The 20,049-nt window shown below is 40.0% G+C and carries 14 protein-coding genes; 8 read left to right on the forward strand and 6 right to left on the reverse strand.

All coding sequences use genetic code 11. The features are described 5' to 3' along the window. Position 1 precedes the first annotated feature (1 nt). Entirely contained in the window at positions 2–3,094 is a 3,093-nt protein-coding gene (locus EHS13_RS32825) for an alpha-L-rhamnosidase (protein WP_155704403.1), read from the reverse strand. Between the two features lie 240 nt (positions 3,095–3,334). Between EHS13_RS32825 and EHS13_RS32830 the strand changes: the two genes are divergently transcribed. Beyond that, a complete protein-coding gene (locus tag EHS13_RS32830; protein WP_162463368.1) occupies positions 3,335–4,180 on the forward strand; it encodes a helix-turn-helix transcriptional regulator in 846 nt (281 codons plus the stop codon). Positions 4,181–4,340: 160 nt separating this feature from the next. Here the strand turns inward: EHS13_RS32830 and EHS13_RS32835 are convergent, their stop codons facing one another. Together EHS13_RS32835 and EHS13_RS32840 are read right to left on the reverse strand one after the other, a co-directional pair. After that, positions 4,341–5,480 (reverse strand): hypothetical protein, encoded by a 1,140-nt coding sequence (locus EHS13_RS32835; RefSeq protein WP_155704406.1) that lies wholly within the window; start codon positions 5,478–5,480, stop codon positions 4,341–4,343. 239 nt (positions 5,481–5,719) lie between these two features. Beyond that, positions 5,720–6,574, reverse strand: coding sequence for an ankyrin repeat domain-containing protein (locus EHS13_RS32840; RefSeq protein WP_155704408.1), 855 nt, complete (start codon positions 6,572–6,574; stop codon positions 5,720–5,722). Between the two features lie 231 nt (positions 6,575–6,805). Between EHS13_RS32840 and EHS13_RS32845 the strand changes: the two genes are divergently transcribed. The 4 genes from EHS13_RS32845 (at position 6,806) to EHS13_RS32860 (ending at position 9,586) form a co-directional block, all read left to right on the forward strand. Further along, complete coding sequence (locus tag EHS13_RS32845; RefSeq protein WP_155704409.1) at positions 6,806–7,504, forward strand: NAD(P)-dependent oxidoreductase; 699 nt, start codon at positions 6,806–6,808, stop codon at positions 7,502–7,504. A 203-nt stretch (positions 7,505–7,707) separates the two neighbouring features. Next, a complete protein-coding gene (locus tag EHS13_RS32850; RefSeq protein WP_155704411.1) occupies positions 7,708–8,154 on the forward strand; it encodes a hypothetical protein in 447 nt (148 codons plus the stop codon). A 1-nt stretch (position 8,155) separates the two neighbouring features. Then, positions 8,156–8,377: a helix-turn-helix transcriptional regulator gene (locus EHS13_RS32855; RefSeq protein WP_155704412.1), complete on the forward strand. Its 222-nt coding sequence runs from the start codon at positions 8,156–8,158 to the stop codon at positions 8,375–8,377. A gap of 240 nt (positions 8,378–8,617) precedes the next feature. Further along, complete coding sequence (locus EHS13_RS32860) at positions 8,618–9,586, forward strand: NAD(P)-dependent alcohol dehydrogenase (protein WP_155704414.1); 969 nt, start codon at positions 8,618–8,620, stop codon at positions 9,584–9,586. 106 nt (positions 9,587–9,692) lie between these two features. Here EHS13_RS32860 and EHS13_RS32865 read toward each other — a convergent pair whose 3' ends face one another. Continuing rightward, positions 9,693–15,605 (reverse strand): GLUG motif-containing protein, encoded by a 5,913-nt coding sequence (locus tag EHS13_RS32865; protein ID WP_155704416.1) that lies wholly within the window; start codon positions 15,603–15,605, stop codon positions 9,693–9,695. 445 nt (positions 15,606–16,050) lie between these two features. Here EHS13_RS32865 and EHS13_RS32870 point away from each other — a divergent pair, with 445 nt between their 5' ends. Continuing rightward, on the forward strand, positions 16,051–16,686 hold the full coding sequence (locus EHS13_RS32870) for a GNAT family N-acetyltransferase (RefSeq protein ID WP_155704418.1): 636 nt from the start codon (positions 16,051–16,053) through the stop codon (positions 16,684–16,686). A 34-nt stretch (positions 16,687–16,720) separates the two neighbouring features. Then, on the forward strand, positions 16,721–17,923 hold the full coding sequence (locus tag EHS13_RS32875) for an ATP-binding protein (RefSeq protein ID WP_155704419.1): 1,203 nt from the start codon (positions 16,721–16,723) through the stop codon (positions 17,921–17,923). 92 nt (positions 17,924–18,015) lie between these two features. Here EHS13_RS32875 and EHS13_RS32880 read toward each other — a convergent pair whose 3' ends face one another. Next, positions 18,016–18,453, reverse strand: a complete 438-nt coding sequence (locus EHS13_RS32880) for an Lrp/AsnC family transcriptional regulator (RefSeq protein WP_155704421.1) — start codon at positions 18,451–18,453, stop codon at positions 18,016–18,018. Positions 18,454–18,621: 168 nt separating this feature from the next. On the opposite strand from EHS13_RS32880, the gene EHS13_RS32885 reads away from it, so the two are divergent. Beyond that, entirely contained in the window at positions 18,622–19,269 is a 648-nt protein-coding gene (locus EHS13_RS32885) for a YitT family protein (RefSeq protein ID WP_155704423.1), read from the forward strand. On the opposite strand, the gene EHS13_RS32890 is transcribed toward EHS13_RS32885, so the two are convergent. Continuing rightward, positions 19,266–20,048 carry an ABC transporter permease gene (locus EHS13_RS32890; protein WP_162463369.1) on the reverse strand — a complete coding sequence of 261 codons (783 nt, stop codon included), beginning with the start codon at positions 20,046–20,048 and terminating at the stop codon, positions 19,266–19,268. The genes EHS13_RS32885 and EHS13_RS32890 overlap by 4 nt on opposite strands. Position 20,049: the final 1 nt, after the last annotated feature.

Raw genomic sequence — 20,049 nt, forward strand, 5'->3', positions numbered from 1 at the left:
TTTATATACCTCCAGCTATTGAAGATTTAAATTCGCATCGTCCTGAACCAACTTGAATGACAGCTTGATTTAATACTGCAATTCCATCTAAATAGACAGTCGAATCTGCTAGCACTGGCATCACAATCTCCGCCGTTGTATTAACCGGCACTTCCACATTTAACGTAAAAACTCCGTCTTTTATATCCCAAGAGCTTTCAATCCAACCGTAGAGTGTCTTATAGCGGCAGCTCACTTGCGTAAACCCACCACCTAGACATGGTCTAATAATAAATTTCTGAAAGCCATATGCACCTTCTGCGAGATCAATCCCTGCCAAATAACGATATATCCATTCTCCAACTGATCCAAGCGCATAGTGATTTAATGAATTCATCTCTGGATCCTGAAATCCTTTATCTACCGTCCACCCATCCCATCTTTCCCAAATAGTCGTAGCCCCATTGAGCACTGGAAACAACCATGAAGGAAAAGCCTCTTGCAGCAACAACCGGAATGCCGCATCCTGCTCTCCATGCTCAGTCAATACCGACAAAGCATAGCTCACCCCCATAAAACCTGTAGTCAAATGCCAATCATTATGTTTAATATCCTCCACTAGATATGCCGTCGCGATAGGCTCTAATTCACTTGGCAGCAGTCCAATTTTTAAGGCGATCACATAAGCAGTCTGGGTGTTGCAGGCAATGCGACCATTTTCATCAATAAAATGCTTTTGGAACGTCGCTCTCAGCTTTGTAAACAGGTCCTTATATTGTGCAGCATCTGTGTTTTCACCAATAATTTCAGCCATTTCAGCCAGCAGCTTCACACTATAAGCGAAAAAAGCCGCATTGATCAACGATTTAGGTGTTTCAGCGCCAAAAGATAAATGATCCGCATAGCTCTCTGATCTTCTTAGCAGATCCTCATCACAATCCGCTAGTAGAAAGTCTATGTATCTTTTCATGGAAAGGTATTGGGTTTCGATAACGCGTTTGTCTCCATAAACTTTATACATCGTCCAGGGAATGATAATACCCCCATCAGCGAAAAAAACATTGCCCACACCAAAGTAGTCCAGCAAAGGAGCAATATCCGTATATGCCCCGTTCTCTTGCTGCGCTTCCCTAATATCGGTTAGCCATTTATCATAAAAGCTCGCACAATTCATGTTGTAAGTTGCTGTTCTCGCAAAAGCATGCGCATCGCCGATCCAACCAAGGCGTTCATCCCTTTGCGGACAGTCGAGGGGAATACCGAAGAAATTGCCCCGTTGGCTCCAGCGGATATTGTCCAATAAACGATTAATTAGCGGATGCGAGGTTTGCAGCTCTCCAGCTTCCTCAAGATCGGAATGAACCACTATTCCAATCACCTTCTCTAGGGTCAGCTCTCCCGGATATCCTGCAATTTCTACATATTGAAAACCATGGTAGGTAAACCGCGGCTCATATTCTTCTGACTGGTTACCCTTAAGAATATAGATATCCTCTTGCCTAGCAGATCGCAAATTCACTCTATATAAGCTGCCGTCCTTATCTAGCCGCTCCCCGTAGCGGATTCTTACCTCGGTCCCGCTTGGTCCTTCCACTTTGAGGCGCAGCCAGCCTACCATATTTTGTCCCATATCGATAATCCAGTTGGAATCACTTATCTTAAAGATAGCTTGTGGGGATAACTGGCGGTTGGCCCGAATTGCTGGTCCCTCTTGGGCTTTCATAGCTCCCCCTGGAAGTTTATCCAGAACGATCGCATTCTGCCAATTGAGAGATAGGAGCTCTCTTCTAGCATCATAGGTCTCTCCCATATAGAAATCTGCCGAAACAACCGCGCTTTCCGCTGAGCTCCAAGCTTCATCCGTATAAAAAATTTCACTTGTATGATCCTCATATTCAACATGTATTTGAGCACGGCAAGCAACCTTGGTTCCATAATGATAAGGGCCCATAATGCTCAAATTTCCTGCATACCAGCCAGAACCGACGGTTACTTCAATATGATTATCATCTTCTAGTAAATAAGGTGCAATATCATAGGTTTGATAGGCAATTCGTTTACGATAATCGGTCCAGCCTGGTGCAAACAGATCGCTGCCAATTTTCACTCCATTTAACGTACTCCAATAGACACCTAAAGCCGATATGTATAATCTCGCTTTTGTGACGGTTTTTCTAATACAGAAGCTTTTGCCAAAGATCGGGTTTGGTCCATATGCCTTATTAACTGGATATTGTATTTGGTTGTACATACTCCATGAATCGTGCCCAAACCTGCCAATGGGCACAGCCAGCCGCCAATGACTATCAACCATCAAGGGAGATAGCCATGTGGAATCTGGTTGATTATTTACTTTCCACCCTTGCTCAGTTGTTAACACCTGCGTTTGTAAATCGGTATAAGTAATTGAAATCGCAGCAATGAAGCCTTTATGCTCCCCGTCCGCTCTGCATACAATTACATTAAGGCCCGATTGCAGTAAATGGGCAATATCCAGTGTGATAGACAGCGAGTATGGAGTGTATAGCCCTTCATTATGCTCATTAATATGGATATAGAGCGAATCCATAGCAAAAAACTGCAGCTTGGCAGCCAACAGTGGTTTATTCTCCATTTCAAAAGTTAAACGAAAATAACGATTTTGCTGCTCTTTGCTTTCTGTCTGTTCCGTAAACGAATCCCATATTACAGGTATGTCGCGAATTATATCAGGCTCAGGTTGTGGATCATCCAGAAATGGAGCTGTGATCCATTGCGCTTGCCACGCATTTTCTTCCATTAGTCCCATTTCCCAATAGCTAGCTTCGCTCCATGCACTTTCCCGCCCTTTCTGGTCCCAAGCTTTTACCTTCCAGTAATAACGAGCCGTGGAGACAAGCCTTTCACCTTGATAGATAATATGCTGCGATTGATTATACACCATTTTTCCCGTATCCCATGAATCCCCTATGTGCTGGTTCAACCGCTCGAGGCTTTGTGAAACAATAACATGATAAGCTGTCTGGCTGCTATTACGTTCATCAGCTTGTAATTGCCAGCTTACTCCCGGCTGTTCAATATCGATTCCAAGTGGATTTACTTTGTATTCTACGGTTAGATCGCTAATAAATAACATTCTCGCAACACATCCCTCGCCAAGTCTACTTATAAGTATAGATGGCAGATAAGCAATTGTATTTAGCCGAAATCTGCTATTTTCTCAGCTTAATTCTCTTAACCAGCGCGTGATTGCAAATAGGATTTAGCTAAAAGTGAACTACAGCGTCGATAAAGAAATTCTCGCTTTTACAAACCGGAATCAAACCGTATACTTAGGCAATAGTACAAACGAAATTACGAGAAAGGAATGAACCGGATGTTTATTCGTGAATACAATCACTACATCTCCGACCGACCTGATAAAACCTCAGGAGGGGTTCATCCTTATCACGAAATTCTTTATATATCCTCTGGCGAATTCATCATACATTGGATTGGAAATACATATAAAGCCCAGGGTCCTGCGCTCTTTATATTCTCACCTTCATCTCCCCATCATATCGAACAAGTTTCACAGCATCTGCATTCCTGGTTCATCGAGCTTCGCTTGCAAGAAATGGATTATATCCCGAGCATTGAATTGCTCCATCTCTGGAACACTGCGCAAAGCAGTATTCATTGGGATCATAATGAGCTTAGTGATATTTACTTGACCCTAAAAGCCATGGACGTATCAATACTAAACAACCTTCCAGAACCAACTAAAGCTACCTTTTTTCTTAGCCTAACCTGTGATATCCAAAAATTATTTCTATTGATCAACCACTTTGTAACCAAAAGCCATCCCAAGATTAGCAGTAAAACCCTTTCACCTTTTCTATTTGATAAATGGTCCTCCCAGAGCTACATTTACGACCTGATCCGCCACATAGAAGATAACTATCAGCAAGATATTACATTGGACGAGCTTTCCAAACGCTCTGGATATACGCCTTCCTACATTATTCGGTTATTCAAGGAAATGACCGATCTGACGCCTCTGCAGTATATGTATGAGTTACGCTTGAACGCAGCAACTGCTTATCTGCTATCCACCTCAATGAGTATTCAGGAAATTGCTGAATCCACCGGATTTCCGACTATTCATTATTTTAGCCGTATGTTTAAGAAGAAGTTTGGGCAAAGCCCGAAAGCTTGGAAGAATGCGCAGCTGCATGGATGATCGGGGATACGACTGTTACTAAAATGGAGGATTTAAACAAAATGACTGATCAAAATACCACATGGGCTTAGTCGTCAGGCTGATAAAACTTATTTAACCATGCTCGTGCTCAGATGCTTTATAGTTTAGCTCAATAAATAAAGGCGCTGAAAGCACATTATCACCATATTGAGGTATCTACATAAATCGGAATTTTGTGCTCTACTCCATTCATAATATTTGAAGAAGGATGTATAGAAACGAATAGTTCATAAATCCCGCTTTTCAACGGAATAAAACTTATATCAACTGTCGTCTGACTTTTATGATTCATTTTAGTTGATTTTTCAATATCTTTATTAGAAGAAATGGAACGTATTAACTCTGCACCTGCAGGTATATCATAATCTGGAAAGTCAATGATAAAACCCGGAAATGTAGTATCTTGATCCACATATTTCAGTTGTACTTCTCTTACCGTACCTTTACTTAAAATCTGATCTGGTAATACTACATCGGCAGTTAATGAAACTATACTGCCTTCATCTATTGCGCTGCCCCATACTCTTATTGAAAGGCCTCGTTCACTGACGCCTGTGTTTTGATGAAAAAACCTTTGACTAGAAAGCATATTGGATTTACATTCCCATACTAGTCCGAAAGTGCCATACTCAAACTTAGTTGGCCCATCTTCATTAAACAATGGACCGGCAGGATTATTATCTCGAAAATAGAGTACAGTATCTCGGGGACCTAATCTATCCTTTTGTCGATAGTTAAATCCTGTGCACGAATCGTCAGTCAACCAACCAAAACATTTTGATAAAGAATGTAATTTATCTTCTGCAAAAAGTGATTCTTCTTGCCATATCAGTGATAAATCACTTTTATTAGCTTCTTTTAAAAGTGGTGCCCATCTTGATAATTGTCCATTCCGTTTACGATTCTGTTGTAGGAACTCGTTATAAAGTTCCACATCGTTTACGTACAAATCCAAGCTCTTACCTTGTTCAAAAAGCCTCATACATAACAAATCACTATCGTATACTAAATTACTAACTGCATAGGTTCCCAAAGCTTGTGAAATTGCTGAAGCTAAATCTTCCAACGATTGATAATCATCCGAATCACTTAGTTCATCGTAAACTGTAATCCAATCACTATTTACATCCCCTGAAATGATGATAGCTCTATCAGAACTTTCCTCCACTTTATCATAATCAAAATTTTTCATAATCGTCGCAATAATCTCTTCTTTTAAATCTAACAATGAATTCGGCCCAACAGATTTAATTTGAATATTTGTAAAAAAGGATCCCATTCATTCACTTCCTTAATTTGTTCGAATCCCCTTTTCACTCTGGTTCTCAGCAATAAATACACGGAGTGTCTCCCAATCATGCTGATGTTGTCCAAACTCAGGGATAATCGGGGTGTGTTTAAGCACGAAAACTAAGTCCTCCGGTGATTGGTAATACTCTATTGTCTCATATTCGATCGATTCTATATACCATGATATCCCCTCCTTTTACAAACTCAGTCTGGATTCTCGCTTATTTTTTATTTTAATAGATCAGCAATTTCTTGATGTTCTTTTTTCATAGCCAACTCGTAAGGTGTTTCTCCATTATCATTTTTAGCCGTTTTCTCAGCCCCTGCTTTTAGCAAAACATCTATGATGGAACCACGACCGAAGTATCCAGCAACATGCAGAGGACTGAAACCTAATCGCCATTCTCCCTCACACTTAACGTTTACATCTGCTCCATGTTCAATAAGTAGGTTTACAATATGTTCATAGTTCCCAGCTATTGCAGCGTGAATGGCCATATTATTTAGATTACCATCTACACTTCTGGCATTTACATCCGCACCTTGATCCAATAAAAGCTTCACTGTTTCTTCATTGCCAAAATGAGCAGCTAAGCCTAATGGGGTAAAACCATCCGCACTATAGCTGCCTTTAAGCTTAGGTGATTTTTTCAATAATTGCTTTACTCGTTGTGTATTGCCAACCGACGATGCTTCAAAAATGTTTAATTCAGCCCCGTTGTTAATAAGTGTTTCTTTTATCTCATTGGATCGGTAATAAGCTGCCATTAATACAGCCGTTTCCCCACTACTATTACTCGCATTAACAAGACTTGCATCTTGGCTTATTAATTCCGTAACCTTTGCAAGATTATTGATTTTCACAGCCTCAATCATTTCATTCCGTAATTGATGCACGTTATCAGCAAGAGACTGGGCTTTTCTGAGCAGCTCCTCTGATGATTGAATACCAATGTTAATAAAATGCGTGACTGCTCTTGAACGATTGGATTCAAGTCCAGATTCAACAAGTACATCTACTGCCTTCAACGAACCTTCATCCAACCTAATGGATATAACGATACTTTGCTTTTTATTTGGCATAGTTTATCTCCCATGTATTTATGTAATTTTAATTACATTATTACCATAACACACCATGTATATATTTTCCATAAAATTTTATTTACCTATTGTTAGTAAAGGCTATTGTAATTGACAACTTATTAGTAATCAGCTATATTCAATTCAATGAGTGAGCGCGCACTCACTTAGCCGAATGGTCATGATTTTTATTAGGTACCAGCAGAAAATATAGTTAAAAGGAGACTTATTATGAACATTGTCATTTTTGGAGCAAATGGTCCAACAGGAAGAATTTTGACAGAACAAGCCGTTGCGGAGGGACATATGGTGACAGCAGTCACTCGCCATCCGGAGACTTTCCCTCATCAGAATGCCCGTTTGCAGGTGGTACGCGGAGATGTATTCGACCTCTCATCGGTTGAACATGCAGTTTCGGGAAAAGATGCTGTCCTCTCTACCCTCGGTGTTCCTTTTAGCCGTGATGAAATTACTGTCTATTCACAAGGTGTTGCTCATATTGTGCAAGCAATGAATAAGTACAACGTTCGCCGCCTCGTTTGTGTGAGTTCAAGCGCTACCGAGCCTCATTATGATCCTCAGGGAGGCTTCATCTTCGAGAGAATTATCCAGCCGACCATCATTAAAACCATTGGGAAGACGTTATATACCGATATGCGGAGGATGGAAACATTGGTGAAGAACAGTAAACTGGACTGGACAATTGTCCGGCCCTCTGGTCTTTTTGAGACTCCAGCAGTAACACCTTATAAGATGGCTGAGACTTACATTCGCGGGAGATTTACATCGAGGGCAGATCTGGCAAACTGTATGCTCAGCCAACTCACCAATGATCAGTATCTCCGCAAGGTAGTTGCGGTTGGAACATTCGCGGTTAAGCCCAATATGCTCAAGCTTATCATGAGAGAAGCATTTCAGAAAAAGCATTAGTCAGATGATACTTAATTGCATACAATCAATGGAAAGACTGAAAACACCAGCAAGGTGCTCTCGGTCTTTTTATTTTTTCAAGCATATCAGGAAATTATTTCATAACCGGTGCATTATACACTTGACAATATGTCTTATATTTATTACATTATGTATATAATACTTTACACTTAGTAAAGATAACCGTACAGGAGGAATACAATATGTCCTATCAAGAAAAAAAGAATGTCGTATCTTTAATTAGCACTACACTGGTTTTTGGATTCTATTGTTTGTATATTTTTCAAAAATACCAAGATGTGGGTACAGATTATGCAGACATCTTACACTTTTGGGGAGTTGCCATTCTAATCTTAATCCCGATATCCATAGTAGCAAAAATCATTATTTCGATTGTGTTCAATATTATCAATCGAATAACTACGAATGAAAAAGAACCAGCATTTGCAGATGAGCTAGATAAGCTAATTGAGTTGAAGGCCACAAGGAGTTCTCATGCTGTATTTACACTTGGCTTTGTTATAGCGATGGGCTCACTGGTCATGGATATGACACCATCTGCGATGTTCATCATCATTCTATTCTCAGGGTTTATATCAGAAGTGGTTGGAGTTATTACACGGCTATACCATTATCGGAGAGGTGTCTAGTATGGGCAAATGGCTTATTGGAAATAACGTTCGAAAATTACGATTTAACCTCGATGAGATGACCCAACAACAATTAGCTGACAAAGTGGGTGTAACACGACAAACAATCGTAGCCATCGAAAAAGGAAACTACTCCCCTTCTCTCGAATTGGCTTTTCGGATTGCAATCGTCTTCAACTCACCTCTGGAGGAAGTATTCTTTGTAGAAGAGAAAGATTTATAACTACAAACCAGAAGTAATTGAAGTGATAACCGTAATTCAGAATTACCATCCATTAATAATGCAAGAGATTCTAGCGAAAATATATTTGGTATCAACAATAACTCGTATATACACTTGAGTTTTTAGTTAATTCATTTATATGATCAAATAATTTATTATCCATGAAAAATGCAAACCGAATGTCTATTTGGGAGTAGTCTTTAATAATTTATTATCCATAATATAAGGAGGAATAATTAAATGAAAGCAATCGTATACACAAAATACGGATCATCGAGTGTGCTTCAACTCAAAGAGATAGCAAAGCCAACTCCCAAGGACAATGAAGTACTAATCAGAGTCTTTGCGACAACAGTTACAGCAGCGGACTGCGCCTTTCGAAGTGGCGCTCCATTCATGGCAAGATTTTATACGGGTCTTCTAGGACCCAAAAATACGATACTAGGGTCTGAGCTAGCCGGAGAAATTGAATCGGTAGGCAAAGATGTGAAATTATTCAAGCAAGGTGACCCGGTTTTTGGATCCTCAATCAGTTTCGCTGCTTATGCAGAGTACAAATGCTTGTCGGAAGACGGTGTGCTGGCAATAAAACCAACCCATTTGTCCTATGGAGACGCCGCCGCCGTTAGTGATGGCGCATTAACAGCATTGCCTTTCCTAAGAGATCAAGCAAAAATTCAGCGCGGACAAAAAGTGCTGATTAATGGTGCTTCTGGATCGGTTGGTACTTATGCGGTACAGCTTGCCAAGTACTTTGGTGCGGAAGTGACTGGGGTATGCAGTACTGCGAATTTAGAAATGGTGAGAGCTTTGGGGTCCGATAAGGTAATTGATTACACCAAAGAGGATTTCACCAAAACCGGCCAGACCTATGATATTATTTTTGACACAGTTGGCAAGAGCTCATTCTCACGTTGTAAAAGGTCACTCAAGCCAAGCGGGGTTTATCTTACAACTGTCCCTACTCCGGCTACCTTGCTGCAAATGTTATGGACTTCTAAGGTTGGCAGCAAAAAGGTAAAGTTTGCTGCTACAGGCTTGAGGCCTTCAATTGAAAAGGTTAAAGATCTAACCTTTCTCAAAGAGCTTATTGAAACAGGAAAACTTAAACCAGTTATAGATAAACGCTATCCATTGGAGCAAATTGCCGAGGCTCATAGTTATGTAGAAAAAGGACACAAAAAGGGTAATGTAGTTATCACTTTGTAAACGAAGGCACCCCCTATACTATTCATCGTTATCACCTCAAGGGTGATCTGCAATGTTTAGTATAAGGGGTGTTTTGATTTTAAAATATGCTAATTATGTCTAACGTTTAATTAATAAAATCTGTATATTCCAATAAACGTTTCAGCATAACAACAGCTTGTGCCCGAGTAGCATTTGCTGAAGGGACAAACGTGTTACCCGTCATACCGGAAATGATATTAGCTTCAACCGACTGGGCTACAGCTACTTGCGCCCAAGTGCTAATTAAGGAGTTATCCTGGAATTTAGCTAGTATCTCACTTTGCTTTCCAGTAACGTCACTTGTTTTACCCGCTGCAGTAATCGCTCTAGTTACCATAACGGCCATTTGTTCACGAGTAATTGTAGCATTTGGTTTAAAGCTGTGATCTTCAAAGCCATCAACTAACTTCGCTTTAACAGCTGCGCCAATTGCACCAGCATACCAATCACTCGATTTCACATCTGTAAAAACTGCTGAACTTGCATCTAATGTTAATCCTAAGGAGCGGACTAATAAAGCCGCGAATTCTGCTCTTGTGATGTTGTTATTTGGAGCAAAGCTAGAATCCGTAACTCCGTTAACAACCAATTTAGATGCCAGAAGCTCGATATCCGATTTGGCCCAGTGATTAGTTACATCATCGAACGTTTTAGTTGAAGAAAGCACTGTATAAATACTGTTCCCATTACGTTTAAATGTAACCTTTGTGGACTTGTCTGCTTGTGTCTCAAATACGGCTGGCACAAACGAAAACTGTCCTGTTGCCGGATCATATAAAGCGACAGTTGCATGAGAATGATCTACAGTAGACTTCACAACGACATTTCTTTCCACATAAGTTGCCCCAAAATTATTCAACTCAAATGTCTTACCATTCCCTGTTGCTGTAACTGTAAATTCAATTGCATTACCCAACTGCTTAGTTGTAGTATTTTGTGTTCTTGCATTAATTTTGGTATTCGTATCTGTATCTACTGTTGTGATTGTGACTTGAATATTAATATTCTTAATATCTGTGCCTAAGCTTCGTGCAATTGCTGCAAAATCAAGAATAGTGATCGGCAATGAATAACCGCCATCCGCAGATTTAAAATCTATTACCGCATTCGGTGTTTTCAAGGCGGCATCTGCGAGTACAGATGAAGGTAGATTAAATACTACTCCTGTACCCGTTACGTTATCGGCTGTAATAGTTACCGATGGTGCTTTACCTGTTTTATCATCCTGACTTGCCATTTGTTTAAATGCATCTGCAAGCTTCGCTGCATCTTGAGTCACTGTTGTCGTAACATGTCCGTTACTACCGGTAACTGTTTTCACAACATTTGCGCTAGAATCTACTTCAACAACATCAGTAGGCTGAGCTGTTGGAGCTGCGCTTGGTGTTGGTGCCGGCGTTGATGTTGGTGTTGGTGACGTTGTTGAAGCTGGTGGTGTCACCGTTGGATTGCTAGGCGCAGGCACTGCTGTTTCTACAAAAGTGGTTACGGCTGTATTCAAGGCTGTAACTTCTGCATCTACAGTTGCTTGATTGGCGGTAGTATCATTTTTCACTGCCGTCGCATTCGTGATTGCCGTTCCAAGCGTCGCTATTGCCACCGCTGTATATTGGCCCACTTGCGTACCTACTACTGCCGACGTTTTAATAGTCGTTGCTGATTCAATTGCATTAATCAATGCCACTTTGTTAGATGCAGACACTGCTGTTGCTTCAAAATCACTGACTGCTGTGTTCAAAGTCGTCACCGCTGCATCTACTGTTGCTTGAATGGCAGTTGGATCCATTTTTACTGCTGTTGCAAGAGTAATTGCCGTTCCAAGCGCTGTTATAGCGCTGTTTGTATATTGACCCACTTGCGTACCTACTACCGCCAAAGTTTTTATGGCAGTTGCTGCCGTGATCGCGCTGTTCAATGCCACTTTATTAGATACCGACACCGCCGTTGCTTCAAAATCGCTAACAGCTGTATTTAAAGCTGCCACCGCTGCGTCTACAGTTGCTTGATTAGCAGTTGTATCCATTTTTACTGCTGTTGCAAGACTAATTGCCGTACCAAGCGCTGTAACCGCACTGTTTGTATATTGACCGGCTAGTGTGCCTATTACCGCTGACATTTTAGTGTTAGTTGCCGCTGTAATCGCGCTGTTCAATGCTGTTTTACTAGGCACTTGCACAGCCGTTGCTTTAAAACCACTAACTGCATTGTCTAAAGCTATCACCGCTGAGTCTATAGTGGCTTGATTTGCATTAGTATCATTTTTCACAGCTGTTGCAAGACTAATTGCCGTACCAAGCGCAGTTTTCGCACTGTCTGTATATTGACCAACTAATGTACCAACTACCGCTGATTCTTTAATACCTACTGCTAATAGAATTGCACTATTCAAAGCTTCTTTATTTGATTCTAACCATTTTGCATATAAGGTAGTGTTGCCTAATATTGTGAAAGTTTCCGATTCAACATAGTTTTCACCGGTTCCATCCATTTCTGTGTTCCATCCTGCGAAAGCGTAACCTGTCTTAACTAATATTCCTGAATTGCCTGCAACACTAACTTTGCTTCCAGGCATATAGGATTGTTCGTCAATCGGTACATTACCATCTTCACTATCATTTCTATCATAATCTACATAGGTTTGCACAACCTGTAAATGAGGATATCCACCGTTTCGTGTTGAGTTTAAACCCCATAATTCTGTAAAGTCCCAAGCAGAATCAGAGTCATCGTTAAAATAAAGCTCTTGATCCATCATATCTTCTGTTATTTGTCCACTACCTTTTCCTTCATCATCTTGTCCGGTTGTTTCTGTATTGTAGAAGCTGCCAGTAATGGATCCATCGGAATCTTCTTCATCATTATTAATTCCAACTAAGCCACCGTTTGCAGAATTAGTTCCTGCTACATTACCAATTGCATAGCTGTTAGTTATATTTCCGTAAGGATTTCTCCCTACTAAGCCACCATTTATAGAATTAGCCCCTGTTACGCTTCCTTTGGCATAGGTGTTACTAACTGAACCATCATCATTTTTTCCCACTAGTCCACCATTTGTAGAATTAGCCCCTGTTACGCTTCCTTGGGCATAGCTGCTATTTATAATTCCAGTTTCGTTAGATCCCACTAGTCCTCCGTTTTGAGAATTATCCCCGAACACACTTCCTTTGGCATAACTGTTATTAATATCTCCATCATAATTATTTCCAGCTAAACCGCCGTTATTAGATTCTTCTCCGTTCACATCACCTGTTGCGTAGCTGGTGTCAACTTGTCCGTAAACATTACTTCCTACCAAGCCACCATTTTCAGTACCATCAGCTCCACTTACATTTCCTGTAGCGAAGCTGTTACTGATTGATCCACTACTATTATTTCCAACCAAGCCACCGTTTGCAGAACCATCCGTTTCTAATCCAATTACCTTTCCAGTTGCATAGCTTCTATCAATCTCACCGCCATTGCTGCCAACCAAGCCACCTAAAGTACCTTGGCCAGTAACACTTACTGCGGCGTAGCTGCTGTTGACATCACCATCACCATCATTGTTACCAACCAAACCACCTACATAATAACCCTCACCAACCACAGTACCAGCGGCATTACTGTTATTGATTTCACCATAATTATTACCAACCAAGCCTCCTAAATGATTGCTTGAACCTTCCAATGTTACAGAGGCATAGCTGTTATCGATATTATTATAATTAAAACCAGTCAATCCACCAACTTCCGAATTCCCGTAAACATTTCCTTTGACATAGCTATCACTGATCGTTCCATAATTAGCACCAGCTAATCCACCTACTTGATTTCGTCCCGTAATATCCACATTTTCAAGTTTCATATCCGTAATCGTACTTACTACATTTATAACTGCAAACAATCCCAAATAGTCTGAAATTGGCCTATTAATTGTTAGATGATTTATAATAAAACCTTTGCCGTCAAAATTCCCATTAAAGTTTCCATACCAATTAGAATCACCTATAGGCATCCAACCATTTTCGTCATCCCCATAACCATCTAATTCGATATCTGCAATCAGCTCAAAACTGGAGTTTAAATAATTTCTGACCTTATCGAGCTGAACTGCGTCTTTAATTTGGTACGGATTATTTACTGACCCTGTTCCGCCTGCAAAATCTGAAGCTACAGCAGGGAATACGGCTGTTATTATTCCTGAATTTGCTGCGTTTGTTGTTGCTGCTCCCTCTACTTTGAAAAAATTTGCAGCCACGGTTGTCAAAGAATATCCACTTTTGGGCATCAATGTAATTGTTGCTGTATAGGTTTCTCCACCTATAAACGTTGTATCGTTTGGTGACCATGCGAGTGATGCCGTATACTCATCGGTTGCAGCTATTGAAGATTCCGGTGTTGCAAATTTTACTGGTGGAGTTACCCCGAATATATCTTCACCCGTAATAACTGTTGTCTTGATATTAGCCGACGTTGCCAGCAAAACCTTTACTGAAGATGCTGGTTGGGAGTCTGTTCCCTTTATTCGAACATAAATAATATCGCCTTCCTCGACAGCAATAGATATTATGTCCTGGAGTGTTCCGGTTACGTCTGAATATTCATCTGAATTGACGCGGTACTCCATTCCGCTCTCTACTCCAGTTAAATCCGTTGTTCCAAAGGCGCCTGTACCCATAGCTAGCACTGCTGTTTGTGGTGCTGCTGCCGGCTTGATGTTCGATAGAACAACCGCCAATGTTTTTGTGCTTGTTGGAGTTTCTGTTAAACGAACTGTTATTTCGTCGTCTGCATTTACAGGTATACTTCCATAGGTATTCTCCATAACAGAAATATAATTATCCCCATCAAGTGTATATTCCATTTCGGCAACTACATTGTTTAATTTAGTTGTTCCGCTATCCGTTCCTGGTGCCAAACTTATTCCCGCCCATAGTTGTGGATATTGCCCTGAGACCATGTACCAATGTGAGTCCGCGTCGTTGATATCCCAGCCTACATTTGCATAAGTTCCTTGCAGCAACATTTGACCAGTTGAAAGACCATCACCCTTATCTTCATCTTCTTGTTGTGTTGTATTCTTGTTGTAAAAGCTGTTGCTAATTTCTCCAGATGTACCGTTGTATTCAGCATTTTTTCCTACCAAACCACCTACGTCGGTTGATCCAACTACGTTTCCAGAAGCATAGCTGTTGCTGATTGATGAACTCCAGCCGCTATATCCAACTAAGCCGCCAACATCATCATTTCCCGTCACACTTCCTGTAGCATAGCTGTTGCTTATTTCCCCACCGCCGTCTCCGCCTACCAACCCTCCAACCTGATTTGAACCGACTACATTCCCTAAAGCATAACTATCACTGATAGTTCCTTCATTATTAAACCCTACAACTCCGCCTACATAACCTATTCCAGTTACATTCGCTGTTGAGAAGCTGCTGATGATATCTCCAGAATTCATTCCTACCAAACCGCCTATATTGTTGCCTTTATTGGGATTGGAATCTGGAGTAGGATCACTATATACGTTGCCAGTAACGGAACTGCTGCTGATTGTTCCAGTGTTTATTCCTGCTATTGCACCAATAGTCCCAATTCCTTTTATATTAACATTTTCCAGAATAATGTTAGTAATGAAACTTTGTGGACCCGTATATCTGAAGAGTCCTACAGAGTCATCTGCTGGTGTATCAAGCGTTAGATTCATAATTTTAAAACCATTGCCGTCCAAGTTTCCATTAAATCCATTCATATATGCACCTATCGGTGCCCAATCATATTCTCCTAGTTCAATATCTGCTGTCAGCTTATAATTAGCTGCCAAATTACTTCTAATCCCATTAAGCTGATCTGCTTTTTCAATTAAATAAGGATCCGATTGTGCACCGGTTCCTCCAGCAAATTCTACTGACACTGCAGCATGCACTTTACCCCCACCAACAAACAATCCATTCAATCCACCTACGACCATCAACATAACTAAGATGATGGATATTCCTTTTTTAAACTTGATACGCATTACAATTCCTCCTTCAAATTTTCACCCTATTCATAACTACGCTCAACTATACAACACCCCAATGACAGCAAAATGACAAACTCCGACACGAAAATGGATTTCTTACAGATTTTGCGAGAAAAAGGTCTATCAAAATCGTATATAATCATTAATTATCACAAAAAAGGATTTAAATATGGTAACTTATGAATAAGTGAACGTCTCACGGAGGGATAGATAATGAAGTTTCGAAGTTTCGAAAATAGCAACGAAGAACAATTTAGCAGATGATATTATTGCCGGAATAGATCAGGGAGAAAAAAGAATTTTCCAAGGCGAGGTAGGGAGCTCTGGTTTTACGGGCTTCATTGATAAATTATTTTATCGTAGTGGTGATAGGTACGGTACCTATTCTGCCCGTGTTTACAATGGAAACCTGCGAATACAGATTGGTTTTAATACAGATATGCCGGAAGATTTACGCGAGAAATTGTTATTACTGATAGTCAAAGCACGTAGTCAGGTCAAAGCATCTACAAGCATATGGTATCCTGCCGACAATATTGAACTTAATAAAATGTTACTCACACAGCTGCCATGGAAAACCCAAGAGGGACCTAAGACACATGAGCTTATTTTTAATACTAAGGACATCTCCAGCAATCCAGACCTTCCAAAGAATATTTCAATTGTACCCTTTACTGAAGAACACCTTGAAGCAACCTGCTCCATGCTTGATAAATCATTATCACACACATTTGATGACCCAAATTCAAGTGTATTTTTGAGCAACAAAGAGAATCATTTAATAGCCTGGCTCGAAAAAGCAGTACAAGGTGATTGCTGTATTATGGTTGATAACGGTGAGATAGCAGGTGCATATATTCTCGAGGGAGCAAAAATAGATTTTATGGCAGTTGCAAGCCACAAACAAGGTAAAGGTCTCGGCAGCCTGTTACTGCATCATGCAAAAAACCATATACTTGCCACTAGCAATGAGGAGCCTTACTTGTACTGCATGGACAGAAATCCAAGTGCTTTACGATTTTATTTGCGGGAAGGCATGAAAAGATCAGGTTATTCAGGCTATATAATGATATGATTAAAGTAAACTAATTATAAAGGAACTATACTTGATGGTTGATCTAGACATCCGAAACAAGTTTAATAAACGAATCTATTATACGTTTTGCATCATAGCTATTATCTTTATGTGTTCGGGCTTGCTGACGACGATCCTGCGACATGAGCCATTGCCTAAAATATGGATTCAATTCTTTTTTGCAGCTTCTATTTCATTTCTATCGCTTATTTATCCTTATAAGGAAACTATTCTAACGAAGTGTTTATTAATGTTCTCGATTTTACTTTATTTTTATGCCTTATTCCTGTTATATCCAGATACAACTACCACGCTTGCGCTTATTTTCTTTGCACCCATACTATCTACTATTCTATTCAACCGCAAATTATTTTTTGCTATTGTTTCGTTTAACTTCCTCTTTGGGACGAGTTTATTTACTGTAATCAGCCTATCTCAGCACTATAAACAGATTTACCCTTCCATATCAAACGATCTCATCGGGAATTTAATTAATTTTGCAGTCTGTGAAGTTTTAATTAGCTTTGTATTTATTAATATGTCATGGCGGGTTGATCGATTAAAACAATATTACCGCAGAATCCAAGAAGCCGAACGCCTTAATACAGTAGGTCAACTTGCTGCTTCGGTTGCTCATGAAATAAGAAACCCGCTTACTGTTGTAAAAGGATTTTTGCAGCTATCCGCGAAACAGCCCTTATCAAAGGATCATATCTTACTAATGATAAATGAGCTGGATCGAACCGAGACCATTATTCATGATTATCTATCCTTAGTCAAACCGCTTATAAACAATAATCATCTGACTGATGTTGGATTAGAAATACAATCTGTTTCAAATTTACTCTATCCTTTTGCTTTAAACACTAAAAATATCATCGAGCATCATGTGACAGATAATCTATGGGTACATGTTTCCTCCATTGAAATGAAACAGCTGCTAACGAATATACTAAAAAATGCAATTGAAGCAATGGAGTCAAATGGAGTTATTTGTATTAAAGCCTACAGAAGCACCCATCAGGTTAAAATAGAAATAACCGATACAGGGGCTGGAATGTCCCCTCAAGAGTTAATTAAATTAGGCACTCCCTTCTATTCGCTTAAACAAAAAGGTACTGGAATTGGTTTGACTGTTTGTTATGATATCATAGAAAAATACAAAGGCCAGATTCAAATTCAAAGCGAAAAACACAAAGGAACAACCGTTTTAATTACATTGCCAAGTGTTAAGTAAAAGCTAAATCAATATGTACAGAACAAGGACCGGGGACACCAGTAACAAGGTGTTTCCCGGCCTTTTTGTTTGTCTGGAATAGATGAGCTTCATTACTCCTTGGGTAAGATAACTCGATTCGTTACCGGTGAAGACAGGATGACCGATGTATTCACAGTGCCGTAAGGCATTAGCCGTTCTACGAGCATACTAAGCGCATCAATCCCCATTACTGCTGCCTTCATTACATAACTAACGCTACCCGTCACACGATGACACTCTAGAATATCATCATCTCCGATAATTCGCTGCTCGAAAACCTGTGGAGATACTTTTAATTCACTCATTTGAATAATTAATAGTACGTCTCTACCAATTGCGGCTGGGGATACTCTAGCGTTGAAGCCTAGAATAATTCCTTTCTCATGAAGACGCAATAGACGCTCCGATATACTGGGACGGCTTAACGGCAAACGTTTGGATAACTCGCTCACCGTCATTCGCCCATCTTCCTGAAGCAATTTGAGGAGGGTAATGTCAAGGTGATCCATCTCTTTTTTGGCCTACTTTCAAATTGAAGGTTGTAAACGCTTTTTACATTCAACGTTACATAATATAACACTAAAAGTCGTTCAGATTATTATATATTGCGCATGTCAATTATTATAACATGAAATCAAGGGATACAACTAAGAAACACTAGACAGGGGAATCGGAAAATGGATCGTAAAACGAATGTATTAGTTCTCAAATGGCTTCACATTGTACTAGGATGTATCGCTACAACAGCTGGTCTAATCCTATTAAAACATTCTCATATTGTAACTGGTGGAACAGCAGGTCTCTCGCTTAGCCTATCTTATTTATTACAAGCGCATTTTTACATCCTCTTTGCCTTGATCAATATTCCATTCGTCATCTTTTCTTTCTTCAACTTAGGCCGCCCCTTCACACTTCGGACGATTATCACAATTTCCTTATTAACCCTCATGTCTCCCGTTGACATCCTACTTCCTAATTTTTTGATGCCCGCGCTTTTAGGTTCCATAATAGGCGGCACTTTAGTAGGAGTAGGGATTTGCACCTTATTTAAAAATGGCGCATCTCTTGGCGGTTCTACGATCCTAGCGCTTTTCCTACATAAAAAATACCGCTTAAATCCAGGTAAAACAAACTTTTTATTTGACCTTTTAGTTATTCTTACAAGTTTATCTGCCGTTTCACCCAACAAAGCAATGATCTCTCTCGTGTCCATTTCTGTCACTTCAATTATTATGTATTTCTATCAAAATCGGAATAAAGCTGTGCAGCCTTCAAAGCTACGCAATCTATCTAATAAAGTTAGTATAGAACCTTACAATAGTTAACCAGAAGCACTCATATATTGGCGAATGCCTAGATGATATAATCGCTTTGCCAATATTCGGCTCAATAAAGCTATGATTACGCTTATGCCAGTTAAGCTCCATCCTCCTCCATCGAAGAGGACTTGCATGGGCACTGTTGTAATAAATCCTATGGGTAATATCCAGGTCAAGATGAAAGTTAGCCATTTAGGGTAAATATTTACAGGGTATTGCCCCATTGAAAGTGCTGTTTGGAATACCCAATTCCACCCACTTCTTTTAAACCAAAAAGCAAGTGTGGAAGCAGCAATCATTACATGGGCACAAATGAATACAGCTGATGTTAAACAAATTAATAACTCCAACCCTTCCAATACAGAAAGATGCGGCTTGATCTGAACTATAGCAAACAAGATTCCAAAAACACCTATTCCAATATCAATAAACGCCATTGAATTCCATGAACGAACCAGTGTGTGACGAAAAGAGTCAATAGGTGTTAATAGAAGGTGATCATATTCCCCATCCGCTACATCGGTAACAAATCTTTCAAGGCTTGGCAGAAGAAACAATCCCATTAAACCTCTCAATGCGGTATAAAGACATGTTAAGCCAATCAGTTCGTATTTACTCCATCCGTTGATCGAATTTGTTTGGTTAAACAGCAATAGAATCGCTCCAAAAGAAACGGCAAAACCGATTAATGAGTTCAACAAACTGAGTACCATATGGAAACGAAAGGATACATGCTGAAACAAAGCAGACCGCGCATACACTCGTAATATAGAGAAATAACCCATG

Origin of the sequence: Paenibacillus psychroresistens, assembly GCF_009728935.1 — a bacterium.
Taxonomy (GTDB): Bacteria; Bacillota; Bacilli; order Paenibacillales; family NBRC-103111; genus Paenibacillus_AC; species Paenibacillus_AC psychroresistens.

Coding starts and splice junctions, on each gene's coding strand:
- EHS13_RS32825 (WP_155704403.1), bottom strand. CDS start 3,094: ATGTTATTTATTAGCGATCTAACCGTAGAATACAAAGTAAATCCACTT.
- EHS13_RS32830 (WP_162463368.1), top strand. CDS start 3,335: ATGTTTATTCGTGAATACAATCACTACATCTCCGACCGACCTGATAAA.
- EHS13_RS32835 (WP_155704406.1), bottom strand. CDS start 5,480: ATGGGATCCTTTTTTACAAATATTCAAATTAAATCTGTTGGGCCGAAT.
- EHS13_RS32840 (WP_155704408.1), bottom strand. CDS start 6,574: ATGCCAAATAAAAAGCAAAGTATCGTTATATCCATTAGGTTGGATGAA.
- EHS13_RS32845 (WP_155704409.1), top strand. CDS start 6,806: ATGAACATTGTCATTTTTGGAGCAAATGGTCCAACAGGAAGAATTTTG.
- EHS13_RS32850 (WP_155704411.1), top strand. CDS start 7,708: ATGTCCTATCAAGAAAAAAAGAATGTCGTATCTTTAATTAGCACTACA.
- EHS13_RS32855 (WP_155704412.1), top strand. CDS start 8,156: ATGGGCAAATGGCTTATTGGAAATAACGTTCGAAAATTACGATTTAAC.
- EHS13_RS32860 (WP_155704414.1), top strand. CDS start 8,618: ATGAAAGCAATCGTATACACAAAATACGGATCATCGAGTGTGCTTCAA.
- EHS13_RS32865 (WP_155704416.1), bottom strand. CDS start 15,605: ATGCGTATCAAGTTTAAAAAAGGAATATCCATCATCTTAGTTATGTTG.
- EHS13_RS32870 (WP_155704418.1), top strand. CDS start 16,051: ATGCCGGAAGATTTACGCGAGAAATTGTTATTACTGATAGTCAAAGCA.
- EHS13_RS32875 (WP_155704419.1), top strand. CDS start 16,721: ATGGTTGATCTAGACATCCGAAACAAGTTTAATAAACGAATCTATTAT.
- EHS13_RS32880 (WP_155704421.1), bottom strand. CDS start 18,453: ATGGATCACCTTGACATTACCCTCCTCAAATTGCTTCAGGAAGATGGG.
- EHS13_RS32885 (WP_155704423.1), top strand. CDS start 18,622: ATGGATCGTAAAACGAATGTATTAGTTCTCAAATGGCTTCACATTGTA.
- EHS13_RS32890 (WP_162463369.1), bottom strand. CDS start 20,048: ATGGGTTATTTCTCTATATTACGAGTGTATGCGCGGTCTGCTTTGTTT.